The organism is Acidisoma silvae (assembly GCF_020618775.1).
Taxonomy (GTDB): Bacteria; Pseudomonadota; Alphaproteobacteria; order Acetobacterales; family Acetobacteraceae; genus Acidisoma; species Acidisoma silvae.
The window spans coordinates 1-17,887 of record NZ_JAESVB010000028.1; the positions used below are offsets into that span (position 1 = coordinate 1).

Below are 17,887 nucleotides of genomic sequence, written 5' to 3' on the forward strand. Positions count from 1 at the left end.
CTGTGCCGTAGGACGAATGTCCGGAATTCAGGCGGTCGACCCGACACCGGACCATCCGCTTTCCCCCCTTCTTCGCCGCTTAATTTATATCGAGCATCGTGATCCGCAACGTAGCGACATAGACATCTCCTGAGTTGGGACGCGAATGGCTTTAGCCAGCCAAATACTTTGAACTACTATCTGTTGGCCGAGCGTGAGCGTATCGGCTCGTGGTCGTCAGGCTGGCGTGACCAACGGTTGCCTGGACGAGGTGGGCAGGGGCTCCGCGATCCAGAGCGTGACTCACATGGGCGTGGCGAAGCCAGTGGGCTGATACCGCGTCCGACAGGCCCGCGCGGGCGGCCGCCTTCTTAACAATGCGATGAACCTGGGACGGATTAAGGTGACCGCCGCCTTCGCGGGAGCGGAACACGGCCGCCTCGGGATCGTTGCCGCGCATCATCGCCAAGTCAGCCCATATCGACGGTTTAAGGAGCACGACCCGCGTCTTGCCGCCCTTGCCAAAGACAGTGATCTGACCAGAATCACGGCTAACCTGCAGATCGCGGACCTTAAGCCCGCAGGCTTCGCTGATCCGAAGGCCTCCTAGGTACAGAAGCCGGAGGAGCGCTTTGTTCCGCGGATGGCGCTCAAGCGTCAACATATGAAGTACAGCATCCTCGTCTAGGATTCGTTCGGCCAGAGCCTGCTTGATTTTGGGAAGCTTCACCGGCGTCCCGACATTCAGCACCAGGTAACCGGTCTTTTGCCCAAACGTCAGGAGCGACTTCACCGCTGAAAGTTTCCGCGCTTGGCTGGCCGTCGACAGATCGGCCAAGGAATCATGAAACGCCTGTAGGTCGCCTAGGCTAACCTTACGTAACGGCGTCTGCACGTAGTCACGAAACGCCGCCACGTCGGCCGCATAAGCCCGCTGCGTGCCGGCGCTCCGGCCGTGCAGCCACAGAGATATAAGGTGATCGTCGCTTGAGACCTGCTGAGCCGCGATGGCTGTCTCGTCCTGGGCTGGTTCCGGCGGTAGGACCGCCACGTCGCGCTTGGCCATCAGTTTTCAGGGCTCCAGAGGGGGTCAGCTCTCCAGTGCAAGATAATGCTTCTTCTCTTGCACTGCAATCGCAAGTTCGGGCGAGGGGTCCGAACACACCCAGCAGCATCACCATAAAGGCCGGCGGTCACACCCGGTCAAACGTTCTGCGTTTACATTCTGTAAGGTATTGGTAAGGTGCTCGAAAGCAGTCTCGCAGAGTAGGGCGCACAAATGGCCGGGTTAGTTAGGCATGCTTGCCTCGCCGCATTAGTCGCGACAATTGCATCCGCTACCCAGGCCCAGGCGCAAAATACAACTTATTTCCCGCCTGGAAATGACCAAGGTGTCGCGCCGACTCAGCCAACAAGTGCTCCGCCAGGCTTTAACATCACTGGCCCAAGCTTTCCCTGCCCTGAGCTAAGAGATCCTCTCGCACAGCTCATCTGCTCACGCCCCGATCTTTCACTCTTAGACCTTCAGTTTGTAGAGACGTATCAGGCCTTGCGCCAACAAGTTGGCGCCGCAGGACAAGCTAGCATCAGGCTTGAATCCGTGAATTTTGGGCTGGCAGTCCGATCCAATTGCGGCATCGCCCTTGCCCAATCCCCCAATTCCAGCGCGCCGCCCCCGCCGGACGCGCCAGCATCGGCCGCATCATGCGTTGCCCAGGCCTATGAACAGCAGCGCTCGGCCTGGGATGCGAGGCTGACCGGCGATGCAACAGAAGAAGTCGCGCGATCGCTTGACGGACAGGCCGCACTGCAGAAGCAGTTGCAGCTGCTTGGCTATCTTCCTGCGTCAGCAACGATCGACGCGGTATTTGGCACCGGCACTCGCGCAGCTATCATGGCTTGGCAGATTGCCCGCGGAAAAGTTCCGACCGGCCTTCTAGGCAATGATGACGCCGTAGCGCTGATGGCAGACACAAATCCAAGTCCTGGCACTACCCAAAACCAGCCTCCCGCCGCGCCTCAAGCTATCCTGGCCCCCGCCCAACCCTCACAGCCAAGCGCTCCGCCACCCAAGCCGGCGACAGCACCGGGAATACCGGCCGAGCAAACAGGAAGTGGGCCTGACGACTGGAAGGTGCTTGTGGCGCAGGCATCCGCACAAGGCGTTACGGTTTCTTATGACTCTACGAAGCAACCCTGCATTGTCGCTTTGTCCATGGCACCTGACACAATCAAAGCGCTGACAAATCAGTTTATTGCCGCGGCGGCGGCTGACCAAAATCAGCAAGCATCATGGCATGACCACAATACGACAGTTGGAATGATGCTATTCCAAGCGGAATTTTCTGCTCCTGTGGTCAAACGCTTTTACGAAGACTTCTCTGCTGCTGATCAATGTCACTTTGAAATGGCAACTTCCGGATACGACGATTTCGGGCAGCCTTCTCTAAAGGACCTGTATTCGTTCGATCTGAACCGCGCAATTTTCTCTCGGATAAACTGGGAGCATTTTATTCCTACCAACATCACAAGAGTATCGCTGAAGTTTGCCGTCGACCCAGATGTACAGGCGAAGATAACAAAAGAAGGTGGGCATTAAGTGCGCTCCGGTCTTATCGCTGCGCTAGTCGCCATCATCGCTCTGGTCCTACATCTAACAGCAGCGAAAGCGGCCGATATCACAGCAGGCCCAGCTTCAGACGATCCATCGGTCGGCATTATCAAAGTAATTGGCCAAATCAACGAAGGCGATAGCGATCAATTTTCATCGGTCATCCAAGGCTACAGCAAGGCAATTGTCATTTTTGATAGCCCCGGCGGCAACTTGTTTGCTGGCTTGCAGATCGGTCAGGTGATCCGAACTCATGAGTTTGCGACCGGTGTGGCGGACGGCGCCTTCTGTGCATCAGCGTGCGCATTGGCTTGGTTGGGGGGAACGCAACGCTATATTCAGGGTAGCGGCGAAGTCGGTTTCCACGCAGCCTACATGGAAGATGCCAGCGGTCAAAAAAGTGAGTCTGGCGTCGGCAATGCCTTAGTGGGCGCTTACCTTACGCGTTTAGGGCTATCGGACGACGCGATTATCTATATCGAGCAAGCAGATCCCGACAATATCACTTGGCTAACCCCCGACGATGCAAATCGCTTGGGTATTGATATGACCGTGGTTCCGATCCGGACTGCCAGTGCGCCCAGTCAAACTGTATCTCCGCCGGCCGCCACCCCAACGGCATCTGCTTTCGTCCCGCCGCAGTTCTTGCCTCTCATCAAAGCGCCAAGCGCGAACACGACGCAACTCGCTACAATCGTCCCGCCCCGCTCACTATCTGAGCCGCTGGTGAAACCCGCTATGTCTCCACAACAGGAGGCGACCCAATTCGCCGAGGATTACTTTGCACATTGGTCTGAGGGCAACGCCCAAGCCATATCGTATTTTTCTTCGATTTATCACGATAGCGTCATCTATTACGGCAATGCCACACCGAAATCGACAATCCTGAAGGAAAAGACTGCCTTCGTCACAAGATGGCCCCTTAGGATCTACACCGTTGAACCAAAGACGATGGCGGTGACGTGCGATCCGAGCGGGTCTAGTTGCACAGTAAGCGGGGTGGTCCAATGGGATTGCCGCAGCATAGCTAGAAATGCGCACTCAGTAGGCGCCGCCAATTTCCGTCTGGCCCTCGATATTTCGCCCACTGGTGTTCGGGTCGCTGAAGAAAGCGGCTCAGTTATCAGCAGGGGCAGCCTCAACTAATAACCTAACCGGCAAAACCCGGCACAGAAAGCCGCTAAGCGAGGAATGGTCAGAGGATGGGACTATGGCTGTTCATCTTTGAGCCTAGCGGTGTGGTCCGGCACATACCGCAACGCATCTCGCTTAGACTGCACCTCGGAGACCCACTGCTTCCTGAATATGCTAACAGCCGAATGCGCTATGCTCTCGCTTTCGTTGCAACTGAAAATCGGCGTCGAATCAAAATCTCACGCATAGAAAGCGGCTTCTTTAATTTCGACGAAACCGGAAGCCCTCATTGGAGTTTGGCTTCTGGAGCCTTTTCAGCGCTGGAAACCCACGAGGCTCTTGAGGAGGAAAACGCACAAACCGGCCCGGTGATTTCCATCAGAGCGCGCCTCAACCGCGATCGATGGGAGAGGGAAAACCGCTGGACGCCCACACCTGCTGACATCACTCGGATGTGCGCGATCATATGGCCCCAGAAACGCTTAGCCAAACCGAATAGGCGCATCTAAAAGTTTTGATTAGCTAGGCGGGCGGCAGAGTGTCGGGCTCATCGCGCCCCACCATCGACAGCGCATTCATGGGAAAGCCATAACCTGCTGACGGCATCCCCTGCTTGGCCGCCCGTCAACCGTCAACAGACGCCCTTTGCTGGAGAGAGCCGCCCAGAAACATCTCGCCATAGCGCTCACCGGCCCTGGTGACAGCGACATGGATACTGCGCTTGTCAGCGGGATCATATTTGCGTCTCACCAACTTGGCCTTTTCCAGGCGGTCGAGAGCCCGCGTGATCGCAGGCTTTACGACATTGAGATGCTCCGCGAGTCCTCGAACTGTCTGAGGTTCGCTGGTCGAATAGCACACCAGAAGCACGGCTAACTGCCGAAGATTCAGGTCGCGGTCGTCACCGCGAACGATATCGAGCACACGGTCCAGAAGGACACTGGTCAACTCAATCTGTTGGTCGTCTGGTTTCTTTTTCATGTGAGCCCTGGTGGTGCCGCGACGCGTTAAGGCGCCTGTTCTAGGATTTTGCCGCCCACGCGAGAAATTCTCTTTCCCATTCGCCTTGCTTGAAATTGGGGACGTCCAGCGCGGCCGGCGCGGTCGCGTTCCACTCGACCAACAGCACCTTGGTCACGCGCCAGATGCTCAGCGACAGCCGCGCCGGCACCGCGCCAATCGACGAGGTGAACGCGATGCGCCACGGAGCAGCGTCGAGGACGGCGTGGCGCTTATCACCGATCGTCATAGCCTGGCCAAACGCATCGACAATGCGCTGTGCGTGATCTCTCAGGGCCAAAGCCCGGTCTTGGCGGTCAGTCATCAGTCGGCGCCTCCAGGCTTCCTCAACCGCACTCCGGCACCCCCGCCATTCGCAGGAATGAACTCGATGCCTCCAATTTCAAGTGCACCTTGCACCTTTTGGGCATTAGCAACTGAGCTCCGTTCGACCCCGAGTTTCTCCATCCTTTGAATTGTGGGGAGCGAAAGCCCTGATTTCTCGGCCAGATCGCGCTGTTCCCATTCCAAGAAAAGGCGAGCCGCCTTTATCTGCTTAGCTGAAATCATGTCTCACACATCATCCAAGATGTTTGACGCTTGACACTCAAGCAATCATCTATTATGTATGAAACATAATGAGCTATGGTTCAAGTGTCACTGGGTGATCCTTGACCTAGCTGCCGTGCCGGGCGGTTCCCGGTAACAGAGGCAGCGCGAGGAGTGGGCTCATTCACCCCTCGCGCCTAACCGCAGACTGGACCCTAATCCATGTCCGAGGCTGACAAAGAGAATACCAGAAGAAGAGGCGCTCCGTCTTCAGCAGGAGCGCCTCCCGAAAGAAGAGACGATAGCCTCAGCCACTCGGGTACACTGGCTGGGGCTTTTCAACTGATCGACCTGGATCAACATCCTGACGGCGAACTATTGCGGCTGATCGCTCAGGGCACAAACGCACGTGAGAAGTACCAGGCCCTCAACCGTCGCGGCCATCGCCGAGGGAAAGCCATTGCTGATCGCCAAGAAGTCGGTGATGCCTTTGGCGTTCGGATGAGGCTTGAATGCCGGATCATCAACACTCCTGCGAAAACGCCGTTCGGCCTAACTGCCAAAGCCATGTTTGCTTTGGAGCACGAGAGTGTGGCTGACGTGCATGCTTCCAATCTGACATGGGGCGTCGGCGGCCTTCTATTCTCGGTGGTCAATGACGCCATTCTGACCGGGGCGCTGTCATGACCGTGCGCAACCCACGCCGTGGCCGTCAGAAAGCGGAAAGTGCCGCTGTAACGGCAGGTCCTGCGGCGATGAGCCGGGAGGGACCGCTGGAGGCAGATGCCCGGCATTCCGTTGCGATCCTCCCCAAGATCGTCACGCAACAGAATCTGGATCGCGCCGTTCGACTGGCGCAAATGGCGGCAGTGGGACAGGGACCATTGGTTCTCGTCTTCGCCGGACTGGGCGCCACTCACGGGGAGCTCGCGGATAGCTGGCCGCAAACAAAACAAACAAAAAGCATCGAAGGAGGAGCGGGCTGATGGCACGCAATTCGATCTCCCGTCGCTCAGCCGCAGCAAGCGGTATGGCGATGCTGGTCCTGGCTGCCGCTGCGGCTGGGCAGGCTAAGGCCGAGGAACTGGACGGTGAACTGCTTAGTCTCAAGTCCGAGTTTGACGCGTCTGAGGAAGAATTGGGAAAGTTGTTCGCTGAGGATGAGGTGTTACCAAACCAAGACCCTCGCATTCAAGATATTCGCGATAGGGAAGCTGTTCTTGTCGATCGGCGCCGAGAGATTCGCGAGGAAATGGCTGATTTAGCCGCCAGAACCCCGGAAGGGTTGTGCGCCAAGGCTGCAGTAATCTTCAGTGATTTTAGGGGGCGCGCCGATCACCGATACTTTGGGTCTTATAGCCCGGAGGGGGCAATTGTCGCCTCTCTCGCCCGCGACATTCTGGGGAGGGCGGGAGCATGAACGCTATTAACACAACCTCGCTGGCGTCCCCCATCGCTGCCCTCGGCATACAAATGCAAGCTGTTGGGCAGGAAATGCTTCGCCTGGAAAATATCAGCCTTTCCCAGAGCGATATCTACCGTCAACTCGACGACCTGCATGATGGCCTTATTTACAAAGCGATGGCCTCTGAACCCGTCACTTTGCGCGACGCTGTTGTCCTTGCCTTATGTGTCGCTGACCAGGCGGGCTTCCTGGATGATTGTGAGCTTCAGCCGGAGGATGCGGCCCCATTCCACCGCCGGATCGTGAAAGCTAATGCCAGCATCTTACTGGCGCTGATGAAGGCTGGTGTCAGGACCGATGATATTGGACCGCATAATGCGGAATACGAGGTCAGCAGACACAGGCACGAGCCTGGAAGCCGCGCCGGGATATTCGCAGCGGAACCGCGCGCAGTTTCGCCAGACGCACGGCTACTCGATATCACCGAGGAGTTTTTCTGCATCAAAGCGGAAAGTGATGAAAAGTACGAAGCTGTTCAATCCGGCACCGAGGAAGAGAAGACCGCCTTCGGCGAATGGGACCAAAAGCGCGACCAGCGAATGGATGAGATATCGACGGAAGCGACAACAATAGTCCCGACGACGCCAGAAGGGTTTGCAGCTAAAGCCCGGTTAGCAGAATACGAGCTTTTGTTTTGGCACGGCACTGGCGGCGAGCCTAATGGTGGCGTTTTCCTCGCCGCGCAGATTTGCCGCGAGCTTCAGGCGAGGGTCGCAGTATGAGCGGAACAGCAAAGGCCCCGCGCCATAAGCGGACCCTTAAGGGTGTCAGCAACTCTGCCCCCCTGCGCAAAACTGCACATGGCCCCACTGGTGCTGAGGTTTCCCCCTCGAGCGGGGCGAAACTGGAACTGCTTCCCTCTGTCCTCGGCCTCGTTCAGCGTCGCGTCTGGACCAATGACCGGCACAATGAATTCGACAACGCCAGTTTGGAAGCCCGCAAAGACGGCCGGCATCTGGACGAACTGGAAGCCGAGCGTGGCATGCTTGCCGCCTATCATCGCGAACAGGCGCTAATCGAACTGGCGAAATCAATCCCCGCCAGAACGCTCGGTGACGCCGCCGCGCATATCGTCATGGCCTACCAGGTGGCGGGCGATCTCGAAACCAATGACAACGAGGGGTACGAGCTGGAACTCCTGCGCAGACAGCTTTGCAGATGTCTTTCGTCAGCTCTCCGCGTGGTAGCCGATACTGCTGGCGTGCCGATCGAGACCATCGGCGGCGACTGGATGGCCGGTGCCTTCGACCGGGATTTCCCAGATCTGGGAGACCGGGCATGACCTCCATCCCGTTCACCGATCCGCGGATGAACCGAGCCTACAGCGATTGGTTCGACAAGCTGGACGAGGAGCACCAAGAGCAAATCACAATGGCGTTGCACGTCTTGATCGAAGCGCAGACCGCGGCTGAGGCTGCCAGGGCTGCTGCCGCGCCACCTGTATGGTTGGACATGCTCCACGGCCGTACACCGGCTCAGAAGGACTGTGCTAGGGCTATCCGCGCCTTGCCGGTCTGGGTGTGGCCGGAAGCCAAGACATCCGTTCACCGTGTCCTACGCCGCAGGATATCAGCGGATCAACTCGTGCCGATCTTGGCCGGGGCGACCGGGCTGGCCTTCAGCGATATCGCGCCGCTGGTCGCAGCCGTCCGGGTTCTCGATCCCATGGGCGCCCAGGGAGCAAGACCGTCATGACCATCTGCTTCATCGATACCATGGCGCCGGCTAGCCCTGCTCAGCATCAAGCCTGGCAGGCGTTCCTCGATCTGCCGCGGGATCATCAGCGTGCCGCGAAGATAATGTTTCGTCGGGCATGCAGCGGTGCGCGGCCGGTCGACAACCTGATGAGCTTACTGCGGGCCACCAGGATCACCGACGATGACGCCATGGTCCGCATGGGGGCGGCACTTACAGCGTTGGCGCAGGAAAGGTCATTCGAGGGTTAGCCTCAACGGATTATTGCGGGGCGCGCCGCAGTTTTGCACGATGAATACCGTCGCAGTCAGTGAAGCCCTTCGCGGAGGGCTCGGCGATCTCTGCTGGCTGAGAGTGTGCGAATGCTAGGAGGGGCGCCTGAGGCTTCTTGACCGAGGGCCGGGCGTCCCGACGCTCACCGCCCAATTCCTCCGTTCCTGGGTATGAGTTGCAATTAAGATTCTGATTGGCTAACGCGTGCTGGTCGCGGCGGCGCCACTGACTATCGTAAGTCGCCGGCCGGCTGGTCGCTCGGCACGGGAACTCCATGTAGCAGCTGCAGTTTCCCGTCCGCGACATTTCACGCCAATCCGGGTTCACGCGATGTCGTGTTCTTTTTATGCTCACGTTTATGACCGGGCGTGCCCTTCCCACGATTGCTGATCTTGCCGTAGCTCTGAGGGGCCTGCCGCGAAGCGGCGCGATCTGGTGATGTCCAGCCTGCTCTCCGACTTTGCCGAGTTCGACTTCGACGTGACGTGTTCCGTCCGCCGAAGCGAGACGACCTTCCCGATGTCTGACCTTGGTAGCCGTCGGGTGGGTTTTGCTTTCGAGCGGACAGTGTGGCATTGCCTGGCAACGCGGGCACGTAGCTCAACGGTTAGAGCGGGCCGCTGATATCCGCTTGGTTGCGGGTTCGCTTCCTGCCGTGGCCATGTCGGGGCGTAGCGCAGCCTGGTAGCGCATCTGGTTTGGGACCAGAGGGCCGGAGGTTCGAATCCTCTCGCCCCGACCAAGCGCTCTAACGCAGAAAGCCCCTGCCGCCGCGAGGGCTATGCAGCAGCGAAAGCGACGTGCAAAGTGGTTCAATCAAACGAACTAGCACCAAAGTATTGCTCTCTTACGTCTTTGGCGTAGATTGGACTCACGAAATCGCGAGTGATCCTGATGCTGAGAAAGCTTCAAGAACCTAAGCCTACGCCAGAAATCTTAGCGGCCCAGTGCGAGGTCGCAGAAGCTACCGAGAAACTAATTCTTCTGCGGGCATCAGCCCGACAGCTCTTCTTAGAGGGCTCAATGCATCGCGATCAGGCGCTGGAGCGGATCATGGAGTGGGACGCGATGCTCGAAAGGGCATTGGCGAGGTTGCAGGATTTGGAGCGAGATAGGGTGCGTCCCTAAGGGGACACTTCATTAACAACTCAGCCCCCAAGGGTTTCTCCATGGCCGTGATGCCATTCTGTGTTGCCCTGCGGCGGTGCCATCGTAAGTTGCCGGCCCGTCGCTCGGCGCGGGGGCAAACAACTTGTACTGTTCGTGGCACTTGCTTGCTGTCCATTTGGCCCGTCACTAGCCGGACTGTTTGATGCGCCATTGCCTGACCCAATGGCCGCCTGAGCCATAATGGCCGCTTCGGCTCTCAATTAAATTGGGACGGCAACTTCTAAGACGCCCGAGCCCGGCCGAGATTCCCGGCGCAAGAGCGCCCAAATCATCGAAGTCATTCCATTCGCCACTCAAGAAACGAAATGCAAATTTTTGCATCAGGCTAATTTTAGACAACGTATCCAAATTTTTCCTCGACTTTGATTGAACTTCTGACAACCGCAGATGCTCAGCGTCGCTGGCCGCCGCTGTTACGGTGAGGGATTAGCTAAGCATAGACATCCGCATCATGGTATCTTGACCAAAGATGCTAGGATAATTGCCAACCTCTGCCGGGTAATCTGCACAAATGTAGGCACCACAGCAAAACGTGATTGCTGCGGTGCGGCAAAATGGTTGCACAGTGGGAGTTGGGAAGCCTAGTTTCGTGTTCAGCAGCGACGGCGGTCCCTGATCGTGTTGCTGCTATCTTGGACGTTTCCTCCCTAAACTTGGCGGTGCTTCGGCACCGCCTTTTTTTGCTCAGGGCAGAATTCCTAAAGCACGCTGGCGCTTTGTAGCCAACTCAAAATCGCGTCATCTAATCCATACACCTGCATGAAATGTTTCAATATTTTCAGGATTTTTTGAAATGCCCACTTGGCACCACGGCGCTTTGGGGCGGTAGTGAGCTTTGCCGTCTGACCATTTTCGTCACCCAGCTTTGCTTTGCCATACGAGCGGTTATTCCAAAGTGCCGATCGACAAAAAATATCAAGGATTGATAAATTCGATCTCACCAAAGGAGGAGATCATGCCTAAGCTGGCGATGCGAATTTCCCCAGAGCATGTCCCCGAATTGGAGGCACTTCTGGGCGAAAATGAAGAACTCCGCAGGGAGGTGGCAGAATTGAAGGCACAAATCGCCGCGATTCATGCTGGCGTGAAAGCCGTGTTGGATGCAGTCGGCGTTCCCGATATCGAGCCAAAGATGAATTAGGTCTGCTCGTCGCTTGCCTCGACCAGAACTCTCACGAGTTAGCTTCAACGGTACAGCCGGGACGCACCGCCTCGGTAACCGGCGGCTGGGGGCTTACTTTTGCCCAGTGCAAAAACCCTCCTCTTTACGGAGACGGGTGATAGTATTTTTGACTGCTGCAGCGTTCGCCACCAGCTATGAAAGTCGGATGGTTCGGACCCAATAACGGTCACGGGGCTATCGGATGAATTGCTAACCATCCCCCTCCGCGCGGCGCTCAAACGTAATCGAGCAGCAGAAACACGATCAGGATAAGGACGATCGCCCCAATTCCTGAGCCGTAATACGGCCCAGTCCAGCCTCCGCGCCCGTAGCCATAGCCGCCACCTGCCAGGAGCAGGATGACGATCACGATCAGCAATAGGGTCATGGTTTGGGTCTCCTGGCTGGTAAATGGGAGCCCTCAACGCTCCGGCTAGACCGCAGCACTCAAAATGAGCAACCTGTTGGGTCGGTGATCATTCGAACCAATAACCTCGTCCCCCCCATTACTCCGGGAAAAAGAATCACAAATTCCAAAATTCGGTCGATTTGGTGAATCACCCAACAGCAAGATCGGCCGAAGTGAGCCGCTGTCTGAAGTCGCTCATCGTTTGTGGTTGCTCCGGAGAGGATTAGTGCTTAGTCGCGATAAGGGAGCAGAAGCCCCTTCATCTTGGCCAGCAATTCCTCAGTGACAAAGGGTTTGGAATGCCACACCCATTTGTGCCGGTCAGTCGGGCCGCTGTCAGCCCCGTAGCCACTCAGGAAGATGAACGGCACCGCTCTTGTGTCCAGCATGTCAGCGATTGGGTAAGCGTTGCCGTCCTTCAGGCTGAGGTCAAGAATGGCGATATCGATCTTGTTTGAGCGCACTGCGGCTGCCGTCTCGGCCACGGTCGCGAAAGGCCCTATGACCTCACCGCCAGCGTCTTGGATCAGATCCTCAATCAGCAAAGCCAACACGGGCTCATCTTCTGCGATGAGCACATGGTAACCAGCGAGCAAACCATCAGCCATAGTTACAGACAGCCCTTCCCGACGCCGGACATTCCGGTCATCGGATATTTAGGCGCACCGGTCTCTAGGGCAACCTCAGCCGGCTCCACATTTCCAGCAGGAGGCATGCTTAGGCAAACATTGAGATAAGAGCCGCGGCGTAGTCAGCGGCAAGAAATGGTGACGCCGATGCATGCCCACCGGCCGAGCCCCTTTAGACAGCCCGGTCGACCAGTTCCTCGGCTGGGATGACGATCGCCATCTCGTGTATGGCCATGATGATCGCTTCGACCTCTGCCGAGACCACGCGGGGCGTTTCATCCGCTGGCCGGATCCAGCCTGGGGGCAGAGCGCCTTCCAGGGCATTGCGGATCAGGCCCAGCACCTCCCAAACCTCGTCAGGGGATTTGTCGGGTTCGCCGTCGGTAACACTGGTCATGGCCGGTCTCCGCTGTGGGAGGCCATGACTTGGCGATGCTGAACGCGGATTGATAGAGCGCTGGCCACGCACTCTTTCGGCAACGAAGGGGCGTCACCGTGCGAAGGCAGCGCGTCCAAACCCCGAATGTTGCTGCACTAATCGGCAGTAAATGGTACGATTCGGCATGACCCAGTTCACTGTTTTAACAGAGAGAAAACAGGGAAACCTGCGCCCCTTTCGGCCGGGGCAGTCGGGGAACCCACGAGGGCGCCCGAAGGGTTCGCGGCATAAGCTATCGGAGGCGTTTGTCGCGGCCGTGCTGGCCGATTTCAACCAGCATGGCGCGGCGGTAATCGAGCAGGTCAGGTCGGAGGATCCGGTGGCATATCTGCGCCTGATCGCGTCGCTCGTGCCGAAGGAATTCGATCTCGGCGGTGAGGTCAGTTTGCGCATTCGCGCGGCCGATCTGAGTGATGATGAGCTCGCTGCTATTGTCGCGGCGGGGTAGCCAGAGACACGTTTGGCATCGGCTCCTCTCGGACGAAGGGCAAGAACCGACGCTCTTCAGGCGTGTGCCGTCTCAATGTGAGCACTGAGCTTTGATATACGGCCGCCTGGGGGCTTCTGCGGTGGTGGGCGCTACCCCACTAGCCGCTGAGGCGTGGGCGCCCTCGTGGGTTCCCTGCCGCTGCATTGTTGGCTGCCGCCATGGCCGGGTCGGCTGTGTCGACGGTCGCTGAGGACGGTGAGGACGAATAAATGCGCCACTACGCGCGATCATGCGAGCGCACGGGAGCTGAGATGGACTTCTCCGAACTGCCCCCGCTCTGGGATGAACCGGCTCCAATGGGCCACAACGGCGGTCCTCCGCTTGAAGAACCGCGTGGACGTGGCCGGCCAACGGTGATGACGCCAGAGATCCGGAACCGCATCCTGGACCTGCTGTTCGATGGGGTGCCGCTGCGAGTGATCTGCCGAACCCCAGGCATGCCGGGCCGGCGGGCGGTCTACAATCTGCGGGCTTCAGATGAGCGCTTCGACCGGGCGTTTCGTTGGGCGCAATATGAGGGCTATCTCGGCCTGACCCACGATGTCGTCCAAGAGGTCGAGAGAATGCTCGATGCCGGCCACCCGGTGAAAATCGTCCGGATGATCTTCAACTGGCGATGCCAGCAGCTCGCCCGGATGAACCCGTCGTTCTTCGGCGGGAAGGACATGAAGTTCTAGGCACCGCACACGTCGGACACAGCAACACGCGCGTATTGCCCGATCATAGGCGGTGTCCCTGAAAGGGCTGCAGGCGGGCAAGCTGCAGGATCGTCCCCATCGGCGTCGGCAGAAACGGCTCCTCGTGGCCCTGGACGGCTTTCCAGGCAGTTGGAGCCTCCTGCACAGTCTTTGGCGGCTTCCCGGGCCTGTAGACCCGCCAGAGGCCGCTGATGGGCATAATCGCGGTCTCTTCATCGGTGATCGTCGGGAATATCCAGTCTGGTGGCACGCGCATGACGCGGCCGGCCGGAAGCATTTCAGGCTTCATGGTGGGCTCCAGTGATGGTGGGGATGGTGGATCAAGCTGCGGCTCAGGTTGCAGCGGCTCGATCTCGAACCAAGCCAGCGGCCCCAGCTTATTGGCCAGCCAGCTTTCGGGATCAGCGCAGGTAATGGGGTCGAAAAGGGCCTGAGCATGGTGGGCCCGTGCTCCCGCAAGCTGATAGGCGACAGATCGGCAGACTCCCCCATCGCTGTATATAAAGGTATTATCTTTACAGGTTTGGGGGAGTCTGGATCTGGCGAAGGCGTGCTCTGCGGCCTTGTGGCTCGGCCAAAGTTCAGGGAATGAAGTCGCCGCATGCCTGGCGTTTCTGAGAATGATGCCGCCGGCCGCCATCATGAGATCCTGCGGGGTTGGGTCGAGATCAGTGAACGCGATGGTTTCGGCTACCGGCGTCGGCACCGGCACATCCGTCATCACAAGCACATCGAGAGGGTTCTCAACCGTGCGGTTAACGCCCCGGCCACGTCCGATGATCTGCAGCAGCTCGCCTTCGCAAATCTGCCAGCGGATGGCTTCAGCGATGATATCGGGATGCCGCTCAGCCTCGATGGCATCGGCTTGGCCGGCCAGGCGCTCGCGCACCGCGTCGCCGCGCTCATACCAGCCGCCGGCAAGCTTCTCGACGGCTGATCCCATCAGAGCTTCCGCCAAGCGATGGACAGCGCCCGGGCTTGGTGCAGTGCGCCCGACGACGATCAGCGCGCGGATGCCATCCCTATCAGGCTGAGGACCCCATTCATCGCGGCCGGCGACAGCGTTGTGATGGGCGAGCTCGACATTGGCCGGCAGCGGCCCGAAACCGGGTAACGCTTCCTTCACACGCTTCTGCGCCACGATTAGAACGCGGCCAGGGGCGTACCGGCGCGCCTCGCGGCAGAGGATGGCGTGAACCGTGCGAAGGTTCTTGCGGCGGCGCTTGGCGATATCCGGGCGGGCCTCTGCCTCGGCATCATCCATTGGCTCGATCATGCTCTTCGACAGGGCGCGGTCCACGATTTGGCGGACATGTTGGTGCGGCGCTTCGGCCAGCAGCTCAGCGGTCAATTCGACCTGCGGCCAGTAGGGGCGCACCAGTTGCACGTCCATAGTGGCATCCAGCAGTAAAGTCGGCACCTGCCAGCCTTTGCGCACGTCACGGCGCCCTTTAATGTGCAGGACACGCGCCATGCGGCCGTCTTCGTCAGGCTCTGAGGCGAGCGCGAGCCAGCCGGAGACCTGCGGCCCACCATCGCGGAGCAGGGCCATGACGGCGCTCCAGATGCGGGCAATGCGCATGATCTGGGCATTGCCCTTCGCCGACCGGGCCCGCTCCTTACGCTCCTGCTCGGACAGGCCGGGGTGAAGGTCGGGGTCGATCAGCCGGCGCCATTCAAGCTTATGGGCTTCGCCAGCATTCGCATGGTCGAGATCACCGTGCATGGCCTCCCGCTGCAGCGGGCCATCCTCTTGGCCATGCAGGCAGTCGAGGAGTCGAGCGCGCAGGTAATGCAGCCTGTCCGTCTCAATTTTTAGCTGCACGCCTTCGGCGGTCAGAATGCGGTCGGGCTTGCGAAGATCATCGACGGCTATGCCGCTCGGCCGGCCGTTCGCGCCTTCCAGGCCGTCTGCCCAGCAGGATTCATCAACGATCAGTAGCGCCACCTCCCCAAGAGCCGTGGGCTTGGACAGGAACAGCAGGTCGTGCGGCACGATCCATAGATCAGCCTTGGCTCGCCGTTGCTTCTGGTAACCGCATTCGGCGTAAAAAGGGCAGCAGACTGGATCTTTGCCCTTCTCCTTTTTCCGGCAAGCAGCCTGCTGGACATCGACGCCGGCCTCGCGCGCTGCGGCCACCGCCTCAAGGTTGCGGCACATCTTTGTCTTGAGCTTGTCGGCGATCGCAGGGTCTCGCGCGTCGGCATGGTCCGGATCCGGGGCGCTCATCCCACGCCAGACCTGGGCCGTCAGCCGGCTTCCGCGTTCGGCGGCAATGCTGTTGAATAGCTGCGCCTGCTCATCCGCCAGCTTATGCGTGGGCACGCTGAAGACGATGACCCGCTTATCCCCTGCCGTCCGCATGGCCTCGAGGCGACGGGCAGCATAACGATAGGCAGCCCGGGTTTTGCCGGCGCCAACATCAACGCGGATGGCGTGGACAGGGGGAAGTTCGTGCCGGCTTTCCTCGTCGCGCTCGTCCCAGCCCTTTGCGACCTCGAAGAAATCCGACACTGCGACATCGAGCGCTTGGCGCACCGCCGCGATCGGCTGGCGTCGATTGAGCACGCGGCCCGGATTGATGGTGCGCTCAATCCGATCCCGGACAGCAGCGGCGCCTGCTTCTTGGATGGCGTCGTTGAAGTCGCTTTTGTCGAAGCGACGGTTTTCCCAAGGAGAGGCAATCAGGATGGCGTGGCCGCCACGGGTCCAGTCAGCGACGGCGCGCCGAAGCGCGGCATCCGCCGGCGCATGGCGTCGATCGTCGTCACGGCAGATGACGAGAGGGCGCCCTGCCGGCGGCGTCAGCCTTCGGAAGCTGCCGAGGGCAATCCATGTCTCGTAACCGGTCGAAGCCCAGACGGAGAGCCCGGTCTCTGGACCTTCCGCCGCCAGGACAGGCCCCTTCGTAACACCTGGCAATCTGACCACCGCGCCATCGCTGACGCCGTTGGTCTGTTTGACGGCTGGTAGCCTCCTGGCCTCCAGCTCGGCCTCACCGATCTTTCGGGCCTTTGCGTCGAGGTAAACGCGTTGGACCGCCTGCACGTCGCCGCCGGTTGTCGTAGCCACCAGCAGCAGGCTTCGGCTCGGTTCGTGATACCGGACGCTCTCAGGCCAGACGTCCGCCGGAGAGGGAATACCGCGCGCCTCGACCAAATAGCTTTCGGCCACAGTGCCGGCGACGGGCACCGATTCCGCGTGAAGACGCCGCGCCAGCGCAACGCGCTTTGCCGCATCCTCCTCTGCTTCACGTTGCTGCCGTTCGCGCTTTGCGGCCCGCGCTGCCAGCACGTCCTCGCTGATCGGGCACGGCGCATAGCCGGGCGTGTCCCAGCCCAGCCAGTGTTTCGCGAACCTGATCGCGTCGCCGAGCCCGCAGGACCGGCCGTGCATGACGAGGTCGAGGATGCCGCCGCCGCGACCGCCTTCATGGGTAAAAAAGTCGCCGCGTGCCCGGCCGCCGTAATCCTCAATGACAAGGGCCATCGAGCCCTTCGAGCCCCACCGCCATTCGCGCCGCCGGCGGGTATCAGCATTGGGAGCACCAAGCAGGCCTTCCGCCAGCTCTTCAAGCCGTGCCGACAGCGCCTCCTTCAGTGTGTCGAGGTCCCGGCCTGGCGCTTCGGTGGCAATCTTGTCCAGCCAGGCGCGCTGTCTGTCAGTGATGGTAGCGCGCGAGCGGATCGAGCCGATGAACTCACGCTCACGCGGTGACAGATGCTCTTCGTGAGAAAGGCAGGCCGTGATCAGGCCATGCCAATCAGGGAATACCCCCGGCTTTGGATCAGCGAGGCTCACCAGGCGCGCCGTTCCCGGAGTTGCTCCGCGATCTGCGTCACCTTCTGCCACTGCCGCGGGGAAATGCGTTTGCGGTTCAGCAGCTGCTGAAGGAAGCGCTTTTCCCAATCGCTGAGCAGGCCAGGATACTGCAGGTTGGACACGACCAGCGCGCGCCAACCGTCTTCCTCGCTCTCGGCCGGTGGGACATCTGGCGCCAGCAGATCGGCCCAGGTCAGGCCATTGCGGTTCAGCATAGCGGACGCCATGTGCGCCGCAGCAGCCACTTCGCCGGCCTGATCCGACCCTAGGCGGCCGAGGATCGCGGCCATTTTCCGTCGATCCTGAGGGGAAAGGTCAGGCATGACCACCCCCGAACAAGGCCGAACCAGGAGCCCCCGTAC

Annotated in this window: 20 protein-coding genes and 2 tRNA genes; 14 read left to right on the forward strand and 8 right to left on the reverse strand. The window is 59.5% G+C overall.

The window, feature by feature from the left end:
• Window positions 1-151: 151 nt before the first annotated feature.
• On the reverse strand, window positions 152-1,045 hold the full coding sequence (locus tag ASILVAE211_RS24015; RefSeq protein WP_227323901.1) for a tyrosine-type recombinase/integrase: 894 nt from the start codon (window positions 1,043-1,045) through the stop codon (window positions 152-154).
• A gap of 534 nt (window positions 1,046-1,579) precedes the next feature.
• On the opposite strand from ASILVAE211_RS24015, the gene ASILVAE211_RS24020 reads away from it, so the two are divergent.
• Both ASILVAE211_RS24020 and ASILVAE211_RS24025 read left to right on the forward strand, forming a co-directional pair.
• Entirely contained in the window at window positions 1,580-2,578 is a 999-nt protein-coding gene (locus ASILVAE211_RS24020) for a peptidoglycan-binding domain-containing protein (protein WP_227323902.1), read from the forward strand.
• Entirely contained in the window at window positions 2,579-3,736 is a 1,158-nt protein-coding gene (locus ASILVAE211_RS24025) for a COG3904 family protein (RefSeq protein ID WP_227323903.1), read from the forward strand.
• Window positions 3,737-4,348: 612 nt separating this feature from the next.
• On the opposite strand, the gene ASILVAE211_RS24030 is transcribed toward ASILVAE211_RS24025, so the two are convergent.
• Window positions 4,349-4,705: a MarR family transcriptional regulator gene (locus tag ASILVAE211_RS24030; protein ID WP_227323904.1), complete on the reverse strand. Its 357-nt coding sequence runs from the start codon at window positions 4,703-4,705 to the stop codon at window positions 4,349-4,351.
• Window positions 4,706-4,745: 40 nt separating this feature from the next.
• Window positions 4,746-5,048, reverse strand: a complete 303-nt coding sequence (locus tag ASILVAE211_RS24035) for a hypothetical protein (protein ID WP_227323905.1) — start codon at window positions 5,046-5,048, stop codon at window positions 4,746-4,748.
• 446 nt (window positions 5,049-5,494) lie between these two features.
• On the opposite strand from ASILVAE211_RS24035, the gene ASILVAE211_RS24040 reads away from it, so the two are divergent.
• From ASILVAE211_RS24040 to ASILVAE211_RS24085, 10 genes are all read left to right on the forward strand, one after another.
• Window positions 5,495-5,959, forward strand: a complete 465-nt coding sequence (locus ASILVAE211_RS24040; RefSeq protein ID WP_227323906.1) for a hypothetical protein — start codon at window positions 5,495-5,497, stop codon at window positions 5,957-5,959.
• On the forward strand, window positions 5,956-6,258 hold the full coding sequence (locus ASILVAE211_RS24045; RefSeq protein ID WP_227323907.1) for a hypothetical protein: 303 nt from the start codon (window positions 5,956-5,958) through the stop codon (window positions 6,256-6,258). Before ASILVAE211_RS24040 ends, ASILVAE211_RS24045 begins: the two co-directional genes overlap by 4 nt.
• Entirely contained in the window at window positions 6,258-6,692 is a 435-nt protein-coding gene (locus ASILVAE211_RS24050) for a hypothetical protein (protein ID WP_227323908.1), read from the forward strand. Before ASILVAE211_RS24045 ends, ASILVAE211_RS24050 begins: the two co-directional genes overlap by 1 nt.
• Entirely contained in the window at window positions 6,689-7,459 is a 771-nt protein-coding gene (locus ASILVAE211_RS24055) for a hypothetical protein (RefSeq protein ID WP_227323909.1), read from the forward strand. Before ASILVAE211_RS24050 ends, ASILVAE211_RS24055 begins: the two co-directional genes overlap by 4 nt.
• Window positions 7,456-8,019 carry a hypothetical protein gene (locus tag ASILVAE211_RS24060; RefSeq protein ID WP_227323910.1) on the forward strand — a complete coding sequence of 188 codons (564 nt, stop codon included), beginning with the start codon at window positions 7,456-7,458 and terminating at the stop codon, window positions 8,017-8,019. Before ASILVAE211_RS24055 ends, ASILVAE211_RS24060 begins: the two co-directional genes overlap by 4 nt.
• The gene (locus tag ASILVAE211_RS24065; protein ID WP_227323911.1) at window positions 8,016-8,432 is read left to right on the forward strand and encodes a hypothetical protein; all 417 of its coding nucleotides are present in this window, start codon (window positions 8,016-8,018) and stop codon (window positions 8,430-8,432) included. Before ASILVAE211_RS24060 ends, ASILVAE211_RS24065 begins: the two co-directional genes overlap by 4 nt.
• Window positions 8,429-8,683, forward strand: coding sequence for a hypothetical protein (locus ASILVAE211_RS24070; RefSeq protein WP_227323912.1), 255 nt, complete (start codon window positions 8,429-8,431; stop codon window positions 8,681-8,683). The genes ASILVAE211_RS24065 and ASILVAE211_RS24070 overlap by 4 nt, the downstream gene beginning before the upstream one ends.
• Before the next feature lie 611 nt (window positions 8,684-9,294).
• Window positions 9,295-9,367 (forward strand) — tRNA-Ile (locus tag ASILVAE211_RS24075).
• Between the two features lie 3 nt (window positions 9,368-9,370).
• A tRNA-Pro gene (locus tag ASILVAE211_RS24080) sits at window positions 9,371-9,447 on the forward strand.
• 1,323 nt (window positions 9,448-10,770) lie between these two features.
• Window positions 10,771-11,016, forward strand: coding sequence for an anti-sigma factor (locus ASILVAE211_RS24085; protein WP_227323913.1), 246 nt, complete (start codon window positions 10,771-10,773; stop codon window positions 11,014-11,016).
• 256 nt (window positions 11,017-11,272) lie between these two features.
• On the opposite strand, the gene ASILVAE211_RS24090 is transcribed toward ASILVAE211_RS24085, so the two are convergent.
• The 3 genes from ASILVAE211_RS24090 to ASILVAE211_RS24100 all read right to left on the reverse strand — a co-directional run bounded on the left by ASILVAE211_RS24090 (window position 11,273) and on the right by ASILVAE211_RS24100 (window position 12,472).
• Complete coding sequence (locus ASILVAE211_RS24090; RefSeq protein ID WP_227323914.1) at window positions 11,273-11,425, reverse strand: DUF3309 family protein; 153 nt, start codon at window positions 11,423-11,425, stop codon at window positions 11,273-11,275.
• A gap of 251 nt (window positions 11,426-11,676) precedes the next feature.
• Window positions 11,677-12,054, reverse strand: coding sequence for a response regulator (locus ASILVAE211_RS24095; RefSeq protein ID WP_227323915.1), 378 nt, complete (start codon window positions 12,052-12,054; stop codon window positions 11,677-11,679).
• A 193-nt stretch (window positions 12,055-12,247) separates the two neighbouring features.
• On the reverse strand, window positions 12,248-12,472 hold the full coding sequence (locus ASILVAE211_RS24100; RefSeq protein ID WP_227323916.1) for a hypothetical protein: 225 nt from the start codon (window positions 12,470-12,472) through the stop codon (window positions 12,248-12,250).
• 166 nt (window positions 12,473-12,638) lie between these two features.
• Here ASILVAE211_RS24100 and ASILVAE211_RS24105 point away from each other — a divergent pair, with 166 nt between their 5' ends.
• Window positions 12,639-12,962 (forward strand): DUF5681 domain-containing protein, encoded by a 324-nt coding sequence (locus ASILVAE211_RS24105; protein ID WP_227323917.1) that lies wholly within the window; start codon window positions 12,639-12,641, stop codon window positions 12,960-12,962.
• Window positions 12,963-13,255: 293 nt separating this feature from the next.
• Window positions 13,256-13,681, forward strand: a complete 426-nt coding sequence (locus ASILVAE211_RS24110; protein WP_227323918.1) for a terminase small subunit-like protein — start codon at window positions 13,256-13,258, stop codon at window positions 13,679-13,681.
• A gap of 43 nt (window positions 13,682-13,724) precedes the next feature.
• On the opposite strand, the gene ASILVAE211_RS24115 is transcribed toward ASILVAE211_RS24110, so the two are convergent.
• Window positions 13,725-17,504, reverse strand: a complete 3,780-nt coding sequence (locus ASILVAE211_RS24115; RefSeq protein ID WP_227323919.1) for a DUF7146 domain-containing protein — start codon at window positions 17,502-17,504, stop codon at window positions 13,725-13,727.
• Window positions 17,501-17,815, reverse strand: coding sequence for a hypothetical protein (locus tag ASILVAE211_RS24120; protein ID WP_227323920.1), 315 nt, complete (start codon window positions 17,813-17,815; stop codon window positions 17,501-17,503). Before ASILVAE211_RS24120 ends, ASILVAE211_RS24115 begins: the two co-directional genes overlap by 4 nt.
• Window positions 17,816-17,887: the final 72 nt, after the last annotated feature.